At 67.9% G+C, this 14,970-nt stretch carries 19 protein-coding genes; 7 read left to right on the top strand and 12 right to left on the bottom strand.

Annotated features, from left to right (window positions below):
• The first annotated feature begins 5 nt into the window (after positions 1 to 5).
• Complete coding sequence (locus tag FBY39_RS11475; RefSeq protein ID WP_141932416.1) at positions 6 to 587, top strand: hypothetical protein; 582 nt, start codon at positions 6 to 8, stop codon at positions 585 to 587.
• A gap of 3 nt (positions 588 to 590) precedes the next feature.
• Here the strand turns inward: FBY39_RS11475 and FBY39_RS11470 are convergent, their stop codons facing one another.
• Positions 591 to 893, bottom strand: a complete 303-nt coding sequence (locus FBY39_RS11470) for a DUF427 domain-containing protein (protein WP_141932415.1) — start codon at positions 891 to 893, stop codon at positions 591 to 593.
• Positions 894 to 969: 76 nt separating this feature from the next.
• Positions 970 to 1,977, bottom strand: coding sequence for a PIG-L deacetylase family protein (locus FBY39_RS11465; RefSeq protein ID WP_160133111.1), 1,008 nt, complete (start codon positions 1,975 to 1,977; stop codon positions 970 to 972).
• A 160-nt stretch (positions 1,978 to 2,137) separates the two neighbouring features.
• Here FBY39_RS11465 and FBY39_RS11460 point away from each other — a divergent pair, with 160 nt between their 5' ends.
• Positions 2,138 to 3,466 (top strand): NAD(P)/FAD-dependent oxidoreductase, encoded by a 1,329-nt coding sequence (locus tag FBY39_RS11460; protein ID WP_141932413.1) that lies wholly within the window; start codon positions 2,138 to 2,140, stop codon positions 3,464 to 3,466.
• A 4-nt stretch (positions 3,467 to 3,470) separates the two neighbouring features.
• Here FBY39_RS11460 and FBY39_RS11455 read toward each other — a convergent pair whose 3' ends face one another.
• From FBY39_RS11455 to FBY39_RS11445, 3 genes are read right to left on the bottom strand one after another with little or no spacing between them, the layout of a single operon-like run.
• Positions 3,471 to 4,199 (bottom strand): class F sortase, encoded by a 729-nt coding sequence (locus tag FBY39_RS11455; protein WP_222115689.1) that lies wholly within the window; start codon positions 4,197 to 4,199, stop codon positions 3,471 to 3,473.
• A 14-nt stretch (positions 4,200 to 4,213) separates the two neighbouring features.
• Complete coding sequence (locus tag FBY39_RS11450) at positions 4,214 to 5,044, bottom strand: DUF4397 domain-containing protein (protein ID WP_160133109.1); 831 nt, start codon at positions 5,042 to 5,044, stop codon at positions 4,214 to 4,216.
• 35 nt (positions 5,045 to 5,079) lie between these two features.
• Positions 5,080 to 6,756 (bottom strand): glycosyltransferase family 39 protein, encoded by a 1,677-nt coding sequence (locus tag FBY39_RS11445; protein WP_222115688.1) that lies wholly within the window; start codon positions 6,754 to 6,756, stop codon positions 5,080 to 5,082.
• 602 nt (positions 6,757 to 7,358) lie between these two features.
• On the opposite strand from FBY39_RS11445, the gene FBY39_RS16535 reads away from it, so the two are divergent.
• From FBY39_RS16535 to FBY39_RS16465, 3 genes are read left to right on the top strand one after another with little or no spacing between them, the layout of a single operon-like run.
• Positions 7,359 to 7,517 (top strand): hypothetical protein, encoded by a 159-nt coding sequence (locus FBY39_RS16535; protein ID WP_179522133.1) that lies wholly within the window; start codon positions 7,359 to 7,361, stop codon positions 7,515 to 7,517.
• The gene (locus tag FBY39_RS11440) at positions 7,514 to 8,029 is read left to right on the top strand and encodes a 2'-5' RNA ligase family protein (RefSeq protein WP_260837764.1); all 516 of its coding nucleotides are present in this window, start codon (positions 7,514 to 7,516) and stop codon (positions 8,027 to 8,029) included. The genes FBY39_RS16535 and FBY39_RS11440 overlap by 4 nt, the downstream gene beginning before the upstream one ends.
• Before the next feature lie 46 nt (positions 8,030 to 8,075).
• A complete protein-coding gene (locus FBY39_RS16465; RefSeq protein WP_160133105.1) occupies positions 8,076 to 8,225 on the top strand; it encodes a hypothetical protein in 150 nt (49 codons plus the stop codon).
• 15 nt (positions 8,226 to 8,240) lie between these two features.
• On the opposite strand, the gene FBY39_RS11435 is transcribed toward FBY39_RS16465, so the two are convergent.
• The 5 genes from FBY39_RS11435 to FBY39_RS11415 form a co-directional block, all read right to left on the bottom strand.
• Positions 8,241 to 8,435, bottom strand: coding sequence for a hypothetical protein (locus FBY39_RS11435; RefSeq protein ID WP_141932409.1), 195 nt, complete (start codon positions 8,433 to 8,435; stop codon positions 8,241 to 8,243).
• Between the two features lie 108 nt (positions 8,436 to 8,543).
• The gene (locus FBY39_RS11430) at positions 8,544 to 9,317 is read right to left on the bottom strand and encodes an EI24 domain-containing protein (RefSeq protein ID WP_260837763.1); all 774 of its coding nucleotides are present in this window, start codon (positions 9,315 to 9,317) and stop codon (positions 8,544 to 8,546) included.
• A 37-nt stretch (positions 9,318 to 9,354) separates the two neighbouring features.
• Positions 9,355 to 9,627 (bottom strand): DUF1905 domain-containing protein, encoded by a 273-nt coding sequence (locus tag FBY39_RS11425; RefSeq protein WP_141932408.1) that lies wholly within the window; start codon positions 9,625 to 9,627, stop codon positions 9,355 to 9,357.
• Between the two features lie 44 nt (positions 9,628 to 9,671).
• Complete coding sequence (locus FBY39_RS11420; protein WP_141932407.1) at positions 9,672 to 10,358, bottom strand: S8 family serine peptidase; 687 nt, start codon at positions 10,356 to 10,358, stop codon at positions 9,672 to 9,674.
• Complete coding sequence (locus FBY39_RS11415) at positions 10,345 to 11,010, bottom strand: PKD domain-containing protein (RefSeq protein WP_141932406.1); 666 nt, start codon at positions 11,008 to 11,010, stop codon at positions 10,345 to 10,347. The genes FBY39_RS11420 and FBY39_RS11415 overlap by 14 nt, the downstream gene beginning before the upstream one ends.
• A gap of 242 nt (positions 11,011 to 11,252) precedes the next feature.
• Here FBY39_RS11415 and FBY39_RS11410 point away from each other — a divergent pair, with 242 nt between their 5' ends.
• Positions 11,253 to 11,882, top strand: a complete 630-nt coding sequence (locus FBY39_RS11410) for a DUF1684 domain-containing protein (protein ID WP_141932405.1) — start codon at positions 11,253 to 11,255, stop codon at positions 11,880 to 11,882.
• Between the two features lie 6 nt (positions 11,883 to 11,888).
• On the opposite strand, the gene hutI is transcribed toward FBY39_RS11410, so the two are convergent.
• Both hutI and FBY39_RS11400 read right to left on the bottom strand, forming a co-directional pair.
• Positions 11,889 to 13,037, bottom strand: a complete 1,149-nt coding sequence (gene hutI, locus FBY39_RS11405) for an imidazolonepropionase (protein WP_141932404.1) — start codon at positions 13,035 to 13,037, stop codon at positions 11,889 to 11,891.
• The gene (locus FBY39_RS11400; RefSeq protein WP_141932403.1) at positions 13,034 to 14,329 is read right to left on the bottom strand and encodes a formimidoylglutamate deiminase; all 1,296 of its coding nucleotides are present in this window, start codon (positions 14,327 to 14,329) and stop codon (positions 13,034 to 13,036) included. The genes hutI and FBY39_RS11400 overlap by 4 nt, the downstream gene beginning before the upstream one ends.
• A gap of 138 nt (positions 14,330 to 14,467) precedes the next feature.
• On the opposite strand from FBY39_RS11400, the gene FBY39_RS11395 reads away from it, so the two are divergent.
• Complete coding sequence (locus FBY39_RS11395; protein WP_141932402.1) at positions 14,468 to 14,737, top strand: hypothetical protein; 270 nt, start codon at positions 14,468 to 14,470, stop codon at positions 14,735 to 14,737.
• The last annotated feature ends 233 nt before the right edge of the window (positions 14,738 to 14,970 follow it).

The raw sequence follows: 14,970 nt of genomic DNA, 5'->3' as shown, positions 1-14,970 counted from the left end.
ATTCGATGACTTTCCCCTCCCGCCGCGTCGGCGCAGTGATCGCGCTCACAGCGGCACTCGTCCTCCTCACCGCCTGCGCACAGGACCCCGGCACCGAGCCGGAGCCGACCGACACTGCCGTGTCGGCGCCGAGCAGCCCCGCCCCTGAGCCCTCGGAGACCGATCCGACCTCTCCCGAGGCAGGCGAACCGGCGTGCGAAACCATCATCCCCGTGGCCACCGTCACCGACTTCGAGAGCGTGGGCTGGACCTACGAGGAGAGCCCGTTCTACATCGGCGAGCTCGAGATCGTCGACGGCATCATGTGCGTGTGGGCCGACTTCGACGCCCCCGCCGGCGACCACCTGCAGCTGTACGGATGGGCACCCATCACGCCAGACGACGCACGCGCGGCCCAGTCGTCGCTCACGAGTCAAGGCTGGATCCGAGAAGAGGCCGCCGAAGGCGTCTACATCACGGAGAACCCCGAGACGACGATCGCCGTCGACGCGGAAGGGTACGGTATGACGTACCTCTTCACCGATGGCGCGGTCGAACTGGCCGACACGAAGCAGGGTCTTCTGCTCGTGGAGTGGCCGAAGGCGTAGCGGCTACTCGCCGACCTCGACGCCGGGCGCGAACGCGACGTAGCCCGAGAAGTCGGTGCCGACGCGCTCGATCGCACCGTTGTACAGGGACGGGTAGGCCCAAGCGCGGTCCGCGAACTGCTCCCCGTCGATGACGACGTGGTAGTACTGGCAGGCGCCCTTCCACGGGCACGTGTACGGCGTCGGGCTTTCCGCGATGAGCGAGAAGTCCACGCTCGCCGGCGGGAAGTACCAGTTTCCTTCGATCCGGACGAGATCCTCTTCGGGGGCCTCGGCGATGACGGTTCCGTTGAGTGTCGCGCGCATGATCGCTCCTTTGCCGCACCCGGACGGGTGCCTCAGATCAGCCTAAAGTCCTCTCGTGGCCCCGGGGCGAATCGGGTCAGGGCAGATTCAGCTCGGCAGCGGTCTTCGAATACTCCCGTTGGAGCCACGCCCCGAAGAGCCTGAGGTTGAGGCACGAGTCGAGGTCGCGGCAGTTCGCCGTCACGGGATCCTGGATGGCGTACGCCGAGAAGGCCGAGACCTTGCGCTCGAGAACGTCGCCTTCGACGTTCACGGGGTAGTTCTGCGTCTGGTACCCGATCGCCAGGGAGACGATCGCCGGATCGACGTCCATGCTGCGCCACGCGGCACGAGCGAAGGACGCTGCCGTTCTGTGGTCCGAATGATCGCCGTCGGCGAGCTCGCCCGCTTCGGCAGGCATGCCGGTGAGGATCTGGTCAGGTCCGGCATCCGTGAGGATCTCGACGAGAGAATGCGTGATGTCGTCGATGGTGAGCTGCTCGGGACCATCGACGTCGCGCACCGTCGGGATGTCACCGGCCGCGAGCTTCGCGAGGCTCTCGTAGCCCATGCTCGCGAAGCCGCTCCCGTCGATGTTTCCGTCGACGAGCCGGAAGGAGAGCAGGAGAAGCCTCGGGTCGTCCACCGGTTGCCATTCTTCGACGGTGACGCCGGTGTTCAGAACATCGGTGTTCTCGCTCCAGTCTCCGCTATACCCCCGAAGCGCGTCGTACGCGTTCCTGATCCCTTGCTCGCGCCCCTGCGAGTACTCCACGCCCCGCCCGGCATCACCAGCGGAAAGATAGGCGACCGTGACGCACCAGCCCTCCTGAAGCGCATCGCTCACGCGCGAATGGCCGAAGATCAAGTCGTCGTCGTAGTGCGCCCAGATGGCGACGAGGGTGCCCTGATCGCAGAGTCCGTGCGTCGGTTCCGGCTCCGGTGTCACTTCCGGTTCGACGATGGGCACGGCCGTGGGGCTCTTCGTGGCATAAGCCTCAGGCACGCGTTCCTCGGCCATCCGATCCGGCGCACACGCTGACACCAGCAGAATCCCCACGGCCATCGCGGCGACGATCCCCATGCGTCTCGTTCCCTGCGACATCGTTCGTCCCTTCAGCGGCCGACTCCACACGGTGCCGCCGGAACCGAGTGTGGCGCAACCGAGATCGGTTCGGGAAGAGACCTGGGTCGCCACCCCAGCGCGAGACCGCCGCGAGCGGTAGCGTCGGTGAGCACACTCGACTTCGCCGAGGAGGCCGCTCATGGACAACCTGGACACGATCGTCGTGGGCGCCGGAGTCGCCGGGCTCAGCGCCGCTCGGCTCGTCCGCCGCGCGGGACGAAACGTCGTGGTGCTCGAAGCACGAGACCGCGTCGGCGGGCGTGTGCACACCGAGCGGCTCGACGGCAACACGACCGACCTCGGGGCGTCGTGGATCCACGGCATCAACGACAGCGCCGTCGCCGCGGCAGCCGAGGCGTTCGGCATGCGAATGGTCGAGTTCACCGTCGGCGGCTACCAGCCCGACAGTCGACCGATCGCCTACTACGGACCGGATGCCACGAGGCTGAGCCCGCACGACGCACAGAGCTTCGCGAACGACGTGCACACCGTCGACGCCGAGCTCGTCGATGTGATCGCGGAATCCGAGCCCCGTGCCTCGTATCGCGACGTGACCGAGATCGCACTCGCCCGCCAGGGATGGGATGCCGCGCGCACACAGCGCGTTCGGGAGTACCTCGAGCATCGGAGCGAGGAACAGTACGGCGCGTGGATCGACGACCTCGCCGCCCACGGGCTCGACGACGATGTCGTCGACGGAGACGAAGTCGTGTTCCCCGACGGCTACGACCGCCTGCCCACCGCACTCGCGAAGGGACTCGATGTCCGGCTGGAGGAGCGGGTCACTCGTGTCGAGTGGTCTCCGTCGGGCGTGACCGTCACAACGGACGACGGCACGTGGTCGGCCGATTCGGTGGTCGTCACGGTGCCCGTCGGCATCCTTCAGTCGAGCGAGTTCACGATCGATCCACCTCTCCCCGAGCCGGTCGCGGGCGCTCTCGGCCGCTTGACGATGAACGCCTTCGAGAAGGTGTTCCTCCGGTTTCCCGAGAAGTTCTGGGACGACGGCGTTTACGCGATCCGCCAGCAGGGACCGGACAGCAGGTGGTGGCACTCCTGGTACGACCTCACGGCGCTGCACGGCACACCGACGCTCCTCACCTTCGCCGCGGGTTCGGCCGCCGTCGAAACGCGCACGTGGCCGCAAGACGACCTCATCGCCTCGGTGATGACGCAGTTGCGACGTCTGTACGGCGACCGCGCCGTCGAGCCGACCTCCGTGAGCGTGACGGCGTGGCAGGACGACCCGTTCGCGCGCGGTTCGTACGCCTACATGACCGTCGGATCGACCACAGCCGACCACGACGACCTCGCGACCCCTGTGGGCGGCGTGCTTCACCTCGCGGGCGAGGCGACCTGGACGGATGATCCCGCGACGGTGACGGCGGCACTCCACTCGGGCCACCGCGCTGCGGAGCGCATTCTCGGTCGTACGGTTCCGATCGAAGAGCTGTGGGCGCGCGACTGACAGCTCACGTTCGTGTCGCGAAGACCACCACGTTGTCGAGGTAGTGCCCGGTCCCGTCATCGAAGCTGCCCGAACACGTGATCAGGCGGAGATCTGCCCGCGGAGTCGGACCGTAGACGTCGCTCGTCGGAAACGCCGCCTTCGGCGTCTGCATCGTTCCCGTGACGGTGAACGCCACCGATTCACCGTTCGACAGATCGACGACGACCTCATCGCCCGGAGCGAGCTCGCCGATCCGGAGGAAGACCGCCGGAGCGGACGGCGAGTCGACATGACCCGCGATGATCGACGGGCCGACATCGCCCGGCACTGTTCCTTCCGCGAACCACCCGGCACGATCGAAGTCGACGGGCGGCAAGAGCTCGTTTCCGGCACCGAGTCCGAGCGACTCGAGCGCCGTGTCGACGCCGATCGACGGGATGGAGAGACGAACAGGCTCGGCATCCGTGGCGGAGGCGAACTCGGACGCGCGAGAGGGATCCTGGAGAGCACCCGCTGACACCTCGACCGGTCCCGCGGCTTCAGAGGGAGCAGCCGGCGGCGCGGCACCATCTCGCCCGGCCGTCTCGCCGAACGAGCCGGCCGTCGTGACGCCGACTCCCATACCGGCGAGGAGCGCGAGCGCACCGGCCGCTCCGTAGAGCGCGAGACGGATGCGGTGACGCTGGACCCACACGCGCAGCGCCCACGCGCGACGCTGCGCGTGAGCAGGGCCGCGCATGCGGGGGGCCATCGCGAAATACGACATCACACGGCGTACACGGCGCCTGCGCCGAGGCCCGCTCCGGTCCTGGTCACCGTCTGGGCGTGAGCCAGCCAGCCGCCTCCCGTTTGCACTCCCCCGTCGGGAGTGACCGCGGCGGCGGCGCTATCGAGAACGGGAAGGATCGTGAGTCCACCGTCGGCGGTGTCGAGCACGAAGAGCGTCGCGACACTCCCAGACGGAGCGTCGACGGTCGCCGTGTCGGCCACGCCGTCGCCCGTCAGTTCGAAGGTCCAGGGGCCGGCCGGCACCTCCGTGTACGGGGTCACCGACCCGGCTCGAGCGCCTTGCGCGATCGAGACACCAGTCGTCGTCCGGACGTCGACAACGTCGGTCAGGGTGGATGCCTGAATGAGACGGATCCGCGCAGATCCGGCGGCGGGAGCCGACAGGTCGTCCGTGAACGCGCGCACGCGAAGATCGCGGCTCGGACCGTATGCGGCGAGAGTCGAGGCTGATCCGGCGTCGACGGTCAAGCGCGCCGACAGAACGGGGTCGGCCCAGCTGTTCGATCCGGCGGCAACCATGGCAACGGTGTACGACCCCGTTCCCAGTTGCGCGTACGGCGACACGTCCCCGTAGCCGACGCCGGCGAGCTCCAGCACGGTGGATCCTCCCCGAAGCGCCGTGACGCGGACGTCGACCTGCTTCGTGTCGGGTGAGAAGTGGCCGAGTCGCACCCATCCGGTGCTCCCTTCCGCGGCAGAGACGGCCGCGGGACCCGGAATGGCGGATGCCGGGGCGACGGCCGCGATCGACAGCGTGACAGCACCGATGGCGGCGATCAGGGCGACACGGATGTGACGGCGGATCATGAGCATCTCTTCTCTGTGGCGGGGAACGGCGAAGGTCAGGGGACGAGAGGGTCGAGTTCGATCGAGTAGCGCAGGACGAGCGCGTCATCGACGGCCGAGGAGTCGTCCGGGGCGAAAGCACCCTGGAGCGCATCGATCAGCCGTGTGGCGAGTGCATTCGCGCGGTCTTCGCGGGCGAGGGGTTCGGCGTTCAGTCCGCTGAGGCTCACCTGGCGGAGCGTCCGACCTTCCTCACCCTCGACGACGGGGAAGCCGTCGATCGCCACGTCGCCTTCCGCCGCGAGAGCCCCGAGAACCAGAATGATCCGCTCGTCCACTCGCCCCTCCGCGAGTGCTGCGCGCGCGTCATCGGTGAGGAGGAGTCGGGGGTTCTCTGCAAGCTCGGATCCGGCACGCCGGCGGTCGACGGCGGCAGCGACGGCGGCGGATGTCCGCGCGGCGAGTCCGTCAGACGACACCTGCCGGATCTCGAGCGCGTTCGGCCCCTCCCCGAACCGGGCCACGACGCGGCTGGCGTCCGCCAGATCAGAGCGCTGGCGAGTCACGACGATGTCCGCGTCACGCCAGTCCCCCGGAAGGGCTCCGGATGCCGCGGTGTAACCCTCGACGTCCGGGTCGCGCCATCCGGCCGACAGAAGGTCGGCGCGCATGACGTCATCGACGACCACGCGCTGTGACGGATCGACGTTGTCGATGATCCACTCCTGAGCCGCGATCGTCGCGTCGGGTCGTTCGCTCGACGCGGGGGCCGTGGCGAGGAGGGACCACACGGGCATCCCGATGAGGACACCCGCCGAGGCGAGCGAGACGATGCCGATCGCGGCGTAGCGCGTGGGACCCTTACGTCTCATCCGTCCGATCGAGATGTCCACGACTCCCGCGACGACGATGGCGGCGATCGGTATCGTGATCGTCACGAGCGCGGCCGGTATCGCGGCGCCGACCACGTCGAGGTCACCGCCCAAGACGACCGGAAGAACGGATGCCGCAACGCCCGCCGCGAGCATGAGACCGCCCGTGACAAGCGGCCAGGCGCGGCGCCCCGCGTGCGTCGAGCGGACCATGAGCCAGACGACGAGCGGGAGCATCACGGCGAACGCGACAGATGTGAGCGTCGCGATGGCGAACGCGAGACCCGCGAGCACGAATCCCGCGATCTGTCGTCGTGAACTGAGCGCCAGGAGCAGGGCCAGGAGCGCCCAGGGCAGAGCGACGGTGTCGGCGCTCACTAGACCGTGGGTCTGCAGACCGATCGGAACGACGAGGAAGGCGAGAGTGGCTGCAGCAGCCGCGGGAATCGACAGCCGGAGTCGGCGAGCGATGAGCCAGACCAGGATCGCGGACAGCAGCGCGAAGAAGACCATCGCCTCTCGCGCAGCGAAGATCGCGGAGTCCCACCGGACGACAGCGCCCGAGAGGTGCGTGTAGGCGCCGATCTGCAGCGTGGCGAGAGCAGAGCCGTCCCAGGGTCCCGCAGCAGCAGACCCTCCCGTCAGGAAGGGCATCCACGCAGGCGTCGCGAGCGCCGCCTCTTCGGCCGAGCGAGCGGGTCGAGTCAGGACGGCGACGAGAGTGACGCCGGCGACCGCGAGCACTGCGACGAGCCATAGTCCCGCGCGCAGATGGCCGAGAAGCCACGCGTTGACCGGGTCCCCCGACGGCATGTCGGCGCGGTGCTCCTCCGCCGAGATCGCCTTCGGCTTGGTCAGCACTCGCGGCTCCGACACCGCACGATCGGGCGTGGCGGCGGGAGTCCGTTGGACGGAAGCAGGGGCGGAGCGTGAGACCTCGGCTTCACCGAGGGATGCGAGGAACTGCCGTGCCGACATCGGCGGTGGCATCGGGATGGCTGCGGCTGTTGGCTCCGCGGACCGCGGGGTTGTCGGGGGGAGGATCTCTGAGGTCCCCTCCGAGGTGGTCCGCAAGGATCGCGGCATCCGGAGCCTCACGTGCCCGATTCGCTCATGCACGTCCCCGCCGAGGGAGGCAGCGACCCACCCGCTGACAACGCTTGCGTGTGCGACACGTATGGGCCGCGGGCCCACGGCCGACTGATCCGTATGCCCCCCGGCTACACGCATCCACATCGGCCGCGGGGTCCGCACCGCATGCGGGCGAGGGATGCGACGGGAAACCCGTCCACCCGCTGCCACGCCCCATTCCCCAGTGGCCATGGCGCCTCCTCGCACACGTCCCCGCGCAGGCCAGAGCGTCGGGTGACCTCTGTTCGGAGCCGTTCCGAGAACGGATTGGAGAATTTTCGGAGTCGTGTCAACCCGGTGAAGATCTCGGAGAGTGCCGCGATGATGGAAGCATGCCCGCACTCGCCATCATCCTGCTCATCATCGGACTCGTCTTGCTCGCGCTCGGCATCTTCGTCGAAGCCGTGAAGTTCTTGCTGTGGATCGGCATCGTCGTTCTCGTGCTCGCCGTCATCGCATGGCTCATGCGATTCATCAAGCGTCAGGTGTGACGCCACGGAACCAGGTCGTCAGCATCGAACTCCTGCTCGATGCTGACACCGAGCGTGCCGTGCGTGACGACTGGCGGCGCCTGTCCGACGCCGGACTCTCGAGTCTCGCCGCCCATACGTCTCCATCGAACCGGCCACACGTGACCCTGCTCGCTCGCCGTGAGCTTCCCGTCACCGATTTCGGCGCAGCGGTGCGGCAATTGCCCATCGGCATCCGACTCGGAGATCCGATCACGTTCGACCACGGGAGTCGTGTGGTGCTCGCGCGACCTGTCCGACTCGACGAACCGCTCACAGAGCTTCACCGCACCGTCCACGCGCTGGCGCCGCCGGGAGAGGATCTCCCCCACACGGCTCCCGGAGCGTGGACTCCGCACGTCACGTTGGCCCGACGGCTTCGTCGCGAGGCGGTCGATCATGCGCGCGAACTCGTCGGGCTCCCTCGCGACGGTCACGCAACGCACATGCGCCGCTGGGACTCGGCGCTCGCAACCGTCACGATGGTCTCCTGATCACGCGAATTGTGCGAGCGCCCGGAGCGGTGCATAGGGTGGGCTGATGATGTTCGGCACCGGAATCCTCGTCGCGATCCTCTTCTATGCAGTCATCGTGGCCGTGCTGGCGGTCGTGGTCTACTTCGTCGTGCGTCTCGCCGTGCTCCATGCGCTCAAGGCGCACACGCACTGGATCGACGGCGGCAAGCAGTAGCCAGGGTCAATCCCCCTACGAGTGGGCAGGCGCGGGGCCGTCGTCGATCACACCGATTCCCACGGCGTGGTGGTCGGCATCCGGGTCATCGGGCGTTTCGCTCTTGGGCTCCTCGCCCGGATCCTTTTCCGTGCTGGGCTCTTCGAGTTCTTCCGTGTCCGGCATCGTGTCGGCGTCTTGGTGGGCTTCCTGGGGTGAGTCGGTAGACATGGTTCCTCCTGTTGCGGTGACGTGGACAACCAGCCTGCTCGCCGACTCAGCGACCCGCAAAGGGGTTGACGGGGAGCCGGGGATCGTCCATGTCGCGATCGTCGCCCGCTACGCGACAGCTGCCGTCGGGTCCGATCCCTCGGATTCGGCGCCCGCTGTCGGCTCCAGGAGTGTTCGCGCGAGCATCGTGGATCCCGCCACGGCGGCGGCCATCGTCGCGACCGCGCCACCGGGGACGAGAAAGCACAACTGCGTCGCGACACCGAATCCGAGCGCGAGGCCCCTGCGCCGGCGCAGCAGCTCCTTGCGAGTATCGGGGCGGATGCCACGGGCCGTCAGAGCACGAGATGTCAGTTCGACGGCGAGCAGCCAGCCCGTCATCAGCACACCGAGGAACGTCGCGATCACTCCCCCGACGACCGGAATCAGACCGGCGAGAGCGGCGAGGAGCGCGGCGGCGATACCCCGCACGACCAGGCGCGTCGCATCGCCGACCGATTGCCAGAAGCCGTAGTCGGCTTCGATATCCGCGTCGCCGAGTTCGCCCTCGACGGCACGCCAGATCCGATCGTAGAAGGGCTCCCCCACGACAAGAGTGGCGGCGGTGAACGTCACCGCCACGAGCACGAGAGCGGCTCCGATGAGCGCCGTCCCGACGGCGATTCGGATGACGGTCGCCCAGACAGCGGGCCACGTTCCCGCGAAAGGGGTGAGCGCTTCCGTGATCCCCGGCAAGAAGGCGCCGAGCGCGATCAGTGCCGCGAGGAAGAGTGCAGCGACGATCGCGGCCGGGACGAGTCCGAGGGCCATCAACCCGGGGCGTCGGGACCAGTATCCGAAGCCACGACCCAGCATCGCGGCTCCGCGAATGAACTCTCGCACCGAGTCAGCCTAAACGCGGGCAGGGCAGAGAGCGCTCCTAGCGCTTCGTGATCTCCACGGCGACGACGTCTCCGATGTCCTTGCCGATGGCCTTGCGAACCTTCGCGTTGAGAGACACCATGTGTCCGCCCGTGCCTGTCACCATCGCACCGACGTTCTCGAGAACGAGGTCGTCGACCTTCGCGTCGACTCTGACGGTCTTGCCTGCTCCGAAGAATTCGGCAGATCCAGGGATCTCGATACAGGTCCAGGTGTCGCCCTTGACCTCGACACCGATCTTCGCCTGAAAGGTCAATTGTTCCGTCGCCATGGTGACAGCGTAGGCGTAGCTTCAGACAGCACTCGCGAGGCCCGCTAGATGCCCTCCGGATCGAGCGGCTCCCACGGCGGAAGCTCGACCTGGATCGTCCCGGGTGCGGCATCCTGCTCTGTCGAGGTGATCGCGAAGGCGGTGCTCTTCGCAGGACAGTAGGTGACGCCGGGGGTGTTGCCCGCAGCAGCGAGCAGGCGGAAGCCGTCAGCCTCGAGTTGCTTCGCGGTCGTGCACAGCGGACAGGTGCCCGCGCAGGCCGGGGTGCGCCGCCCCGCGGAGAGATTGATGATCGTCCCTCGTCCACGCAAGAGCGCGGCGGCCTTCCTCATGCCGACCGCGAGTCGACCGACCGACGAGGCGCCATCGCGATCGAGCGCTTTGACGCTCACGATCTTCGTACGTGGCGAGTTGTAGGCGAGCATGATGGCCGTCACCGCGGTTCCGTGTCCGTCCTCATCACGGACACCCTCTCCTGTCAGATCGACCTGCTCGACGATGCGACCAGCGAGCGGCGGGTAGTCGTCGCACACACCCGTGTCTACGACGGCCATGACCCACTCTCCATCGGGCCAGGGAAGAACGTCGTACTCCGGCGGGCGGACCGGCTTGATCAGCCACGCGCCGCCGGGAGAGCGGAGTTGACCCATCGTCCACGCCGACCCGAGCACCTCGACGGGATCGTCGTCGTCGAACCCGGTTCCGGGCAGACGACCGTCACTTCTTGCCACGTCGACCCAGCACCGATCCGGAGTCGGGCACGGTTCCGGAATCCCCCGAAGGAGGCTGCACGCCGCTGGTCACCGTGTCACCGCCCGCGCCCCCGGCCGCCGCTGCGGTAGCTCCGACGCCCAGTAGTGCGCCGAGGATGCCGATCCCGGCCTCCGCGCTGATGGTCTTCGTCACCATGAGTGCGGCGATCACGCCGACACCGAACAGGACGATGACAAGGCGTCCCCAGTTCTTCAACACGAACGGGATCGCGATCGGCGCGCCCGATCCGGACGCAGCGCCGACGGTGACCGTCTTCGTCAGAGGCTCGGCCACTCCGTCGATCGCAACCTGGACGGTGTGATCCCCGCCCGCAGCGAACTTCGTGGTGAACGTCTGCTCGTCGCCGGAGGATGGCGACCCGTCCGCGGCCGTCCACTTCACGGCGGTGCTGGCGTCCACACCGATGAGCACGAAGAAGAACTCCTCTGAGGGCTTGCCGCAGGAGGGCCCGACGACGCGCGGCCCGACCCCGCGTGCCCCGACATCCTCGTTCACAGGGGAACCGAGAATCGCACCTCGGGAAACCGCCGACATGATGATCTGGAGCGCTTTCCGGTGATAGATCCAGGCGAAGCCGAGTGCGATCACAATGACGGTGATCGCCGCCACGATCAAAATGATCGCCAGGTAGTAGTTCGACAGAGCGACATTTGCAGCCGTTCCCGCCGGGTCGAATGGTGTCGGTGTGGGTGTCGGTGTTGCCGTTGCGTTTATGGCGCACCCCCCGTGGTACACAGACCTGCGTCTGCCAGCTCTCACCCCAATGGCGCTGGTGCGCTGAGCATGGCACCAGACACCGCGCGCGTCAATGGACCGCGCGACGCGAGAGCCGAGGCACGTAGCCTGAGGGGATGACCGCTCACAGTGCGCGCACCGCCGCGGAGGTCGTCGACTGGCGACGCCGAGTTTTCGCCCTCTACGCCGAGGTCCGACGGGCGGACGATCCCGAAGAGGCCCACGAACTCTGGCGTATCGAGCGCGACGACCTCATGGCGCGGCATCCTGCGACGCCTCTCCTCGAAGACGACCGATTGCTCTTCGAGGGTCTGTCAATCGCCCCCTACGATCCGGACTGGCGGTTCGAGCTTCCCATCCTCCCCGCCGAGCCGGGCCGCTTCGAGTTCGCGACCGGCACCGACGGAGTCGTCCCGTTCGAGCGTGTGGGTGTCGTCCAGATACCGGATGCCGGTTCGCTCGACGTCTGGCGGCTCACATCGTACGGCGGCGGACTCTTCGTCCCCGTCAGAGATGGACTGGCGGGGCGCCCGGGCGGCACCTACGGCGGGGGTCGCTATCTGATCGACACGATCAAAGGAGCCGACCTCGGTTCGGATGCCGCGCGCGGCACGATCGTGCTCGACTTCAACTTCGCGTACAACCCGTCGTGCGCGTACGACCCGGCGTGGGCGTGCCCGCTCGCACAGCCCGGGAATGTCCTTTCCGTGGCGGTGCCCGTCGGGGAGCTCTACAGCGGCAGCTGAGCGCACTCAGCGAGCGAGGAGTTTCCCGTCCTTCCAGACCCGATCGGTGAGCGGCACGCCCGGCCGGTAGGCCAGATGGGAGATCCCCGGCGCGGCAAGTGTCTGCAGATCGGCGCGCGCGCCCACACGGATGACGCCCACATCGTCCCGATCCACCGAGCGCGCCGCCGCGGTGGTGGCGGCGAACACGGCTTCCTCGACCGTGAGGCGCATCTGGAGGACGGCAGTGGCGACGCAGAACTGCATCGACGTCGTGAAGGACGTCCCGGGGTTGCAGTTCGTCGCGAGCGCCACGGTCGCTCCGGCGTCGATGAGCTGGCGCGCGGGTCCGAAGGGCTCGCGCGTCGACAGGTCGCACGCCGGCAGGAACGTCGCCACGGTGTCGGATGCGGCGAGCAGGTCGATGTCATCCGCGGTGAGGTGGTTGCAGTGGTCGACGCTTCGCGCGCCCAGCTCGACCGCCAAGGCCACGCCTCCGGAATGACCGAGCTGATTGCCGTGCACACGCAGGGCAAGGCCGGCAGCGCGGCCCGCGAGAAGCACTTCGCGTGATTGGTCCACCGTGAAGGCGCCGTCCTCGCAGAACACGTCGATCGCATCGACGTACGGGCGCACGGCCGCGAGCATCGGTCCGCGGACGAGGTCCACGTACTCGCGTGCATCGACCCCGGAAGGCACGACGTGCGCGCCGAGGAACGTCACGCTGTCGGCGATGTCTCGCGCGACGCGCGCGCTGCGCACTTCGGAGTCGATGTCGAGCCCGTAGCCGGTCTTCGTCTCGAGAAAGGTCGTTCCGCCCCGCTCAGCCTCTGCACGCAGAGATGCCGCGTTCGCCCGGAGCTCATCGACGGTCGCCTCCCGCGTCGCAGCGACGGTGACCGCGATCCCGCCGGCGGCGTAGCGCTCACCCGCCATGCGGGCTTCGAATTCACCGGATCGATCCCCCGCGAAGATGAGGTGCGTGTGCGTATCGACCCAGCCGGGAAGGAGCGCCGCTCCCCCGAGACCCAGCGCCTCGTCAGCGGGCGGGGCTGAGGCGGCATTGCCGATCCAGGCGATTCGACCGTCCTCGATCACGATCGCCGCGTCGTGACGGCGTCCGACATCCGGATCATTCGTCGTGAGCTCTCCGATATCGGTCAGCAACGTACTCACGTTGTCACCTCCGCGATCGCGTCAGCGAGCATATCCTCGGGGCGCCGACCATCTGCCAGCGCTGCCTCTTCCGCTACGACGCGCCCGCCCACCACGACACGACGGATATCGGATGCTGTCGCGCACAGCACCAGCTGCGCCGGCTCTGCTCCGATCGTCCTGGCCGACCGAGTGTCGATCTCGATGAGGTCGAGCGGTCCGCCGACCGTCAGGGGTGCAGGATGCCCGAGCGAGCGATAGCCGCTTTCACTCATCGCCGCTCCGAGCTCCGCCATGGTGAATCGCCCACGGCGGAGACTGCGAAGACGCTCCTGCATTTCGAGCCCGCGGGTTTCGAGGAACGGATCGACGACGGCGTTCTGGTCCGACCCGATGGCGAGAGCCGCCCCGGCATCGAGGAGTTCCCTCGCGGGGCCGATTCCGTCACCGAGGTCGCCTTCCGTCGTGGGACACATGACGACGGTGACGCCGGCAGCGCCGAGAGCGTCGATGTCGTCGGCGGTGAGGTGTGTGGCATGGACGACGCTCGCACGAGGACCCAGCATGCCTTCGCGTGCGAGCACACGTGTGGGCGTGGCACCGTAGACGGCCAGGGAATCCGCGTTCTCCTTCGGCTGCTCGGAGAGGTGAACATGGAGCGGCACGTCGGGAGGAAGTCCCTCGACGATCGTGCGGATATCGGCAGGCGCGACCCCCCGCACCGAGTGAATCGCGGCGCCCAGCCCCGGGACGAGCGCTGCGAGCTCGTGCCACCGACTCAAGAAGGCCTCGGCGGTGCCGTCGCCGAAGCGCTTCTGTGCGGCCGACAGCGGCTCGCCGATCCCGCCGTTGAGGTACGCGGTGTCGAGCAGCGTCAAGCGGATGCCGACGTCCGCGGCGGCATCCGCGATGGCGAGCTCCATCTCGTGCGGATAGGGACGGCCGTCGGGCCGGTGGTGAACGTAGTGGAACTCCCCCACCGCCGTGTATCCCGTCGACAGCATCTCGGCGAACACCGCGCGGGCGAGCCGGCCGTATCGTTCCGGTGTGAGCAGCGCGGCGGTGCGGTACATCAACGCACGCCACGTCCAGAAGTCGCCGCCGTGATCGTGAGTGCGCCCACGCAGAGCGCGGTGGAAGGCGTGCGAATGGGCATTCGCGGCCCCCGGTAGGGCCGTACCGATCATCACGTCTCCGGAGTGCGGGTCCTCACCGACCGCGAACGCACTGACGTGTCCGTCTGGCCCGGCCACCAACCGGACACTCTCATGCACGATGCCGTCCAGAATCAGTCGCTCACACCACACGGTCATCCGTCACGGCTCCTCACGACGTTCTGAAGCGCCTCGACCCCGATGACGAGCACGCCGCAATCAGCGTACCCACCGGCGCCATCCGACCACCCCGCCTCGGTTCCTCGCCTGCCCCGCACGGGCACTCATAATGGAGACATGTCTTCCTCCGCAGCACGCCGCTCGAACCCGACCGCCTGGGCTGCCTTCTGGTTCGCACTCGCCGGCCTGCTTCTCATGCCCATTCCACTGTTCATCGGTCTGATCTTGGGCGGCGGCCTTTCCATCGTCGCGACTGTCCTTGCTGTGATCGCACTCCTCAAGGGGCTCGCACGGAGCGGTCAGGGCATCGCACCCGTCGTGTTCGCGGCGATCTTCATCGCACTCACCTGGGGCGGCATCTCGATCGGCGGCGGCACGATCTGGTGACCCTGCCGGGGAGACCTGACAGGTATCGATCCCTGAACCAGAACGACTCACCCGCGCAAACCAAGATCGCCGTCGCGCATGTCACAGCGAGTTCGGCGACCGCGGCCCCGTAGAGTTCGGAGCACTCAGAACCGCACTCGACCTGCGGCGTGAGGAACACGGTCGCCGTGCAGGACGCGCGGACGGATCGTGTGGGCGACGTGGCCCAGGTGGTTGTGCGGTGCCGGTCGGAT

This window comes from Microbacterium sp. SLBN-146 (genome assembly GCF_006715145.1).
Lineage (GTDB): Bacteria > Actinomycetota > Actinomycetes > Actinomycetales > Microbacteriaceae > Microbacterium.
This window is presented reverse-complemented; position numbering and strand designations above follow the sequence as displayed.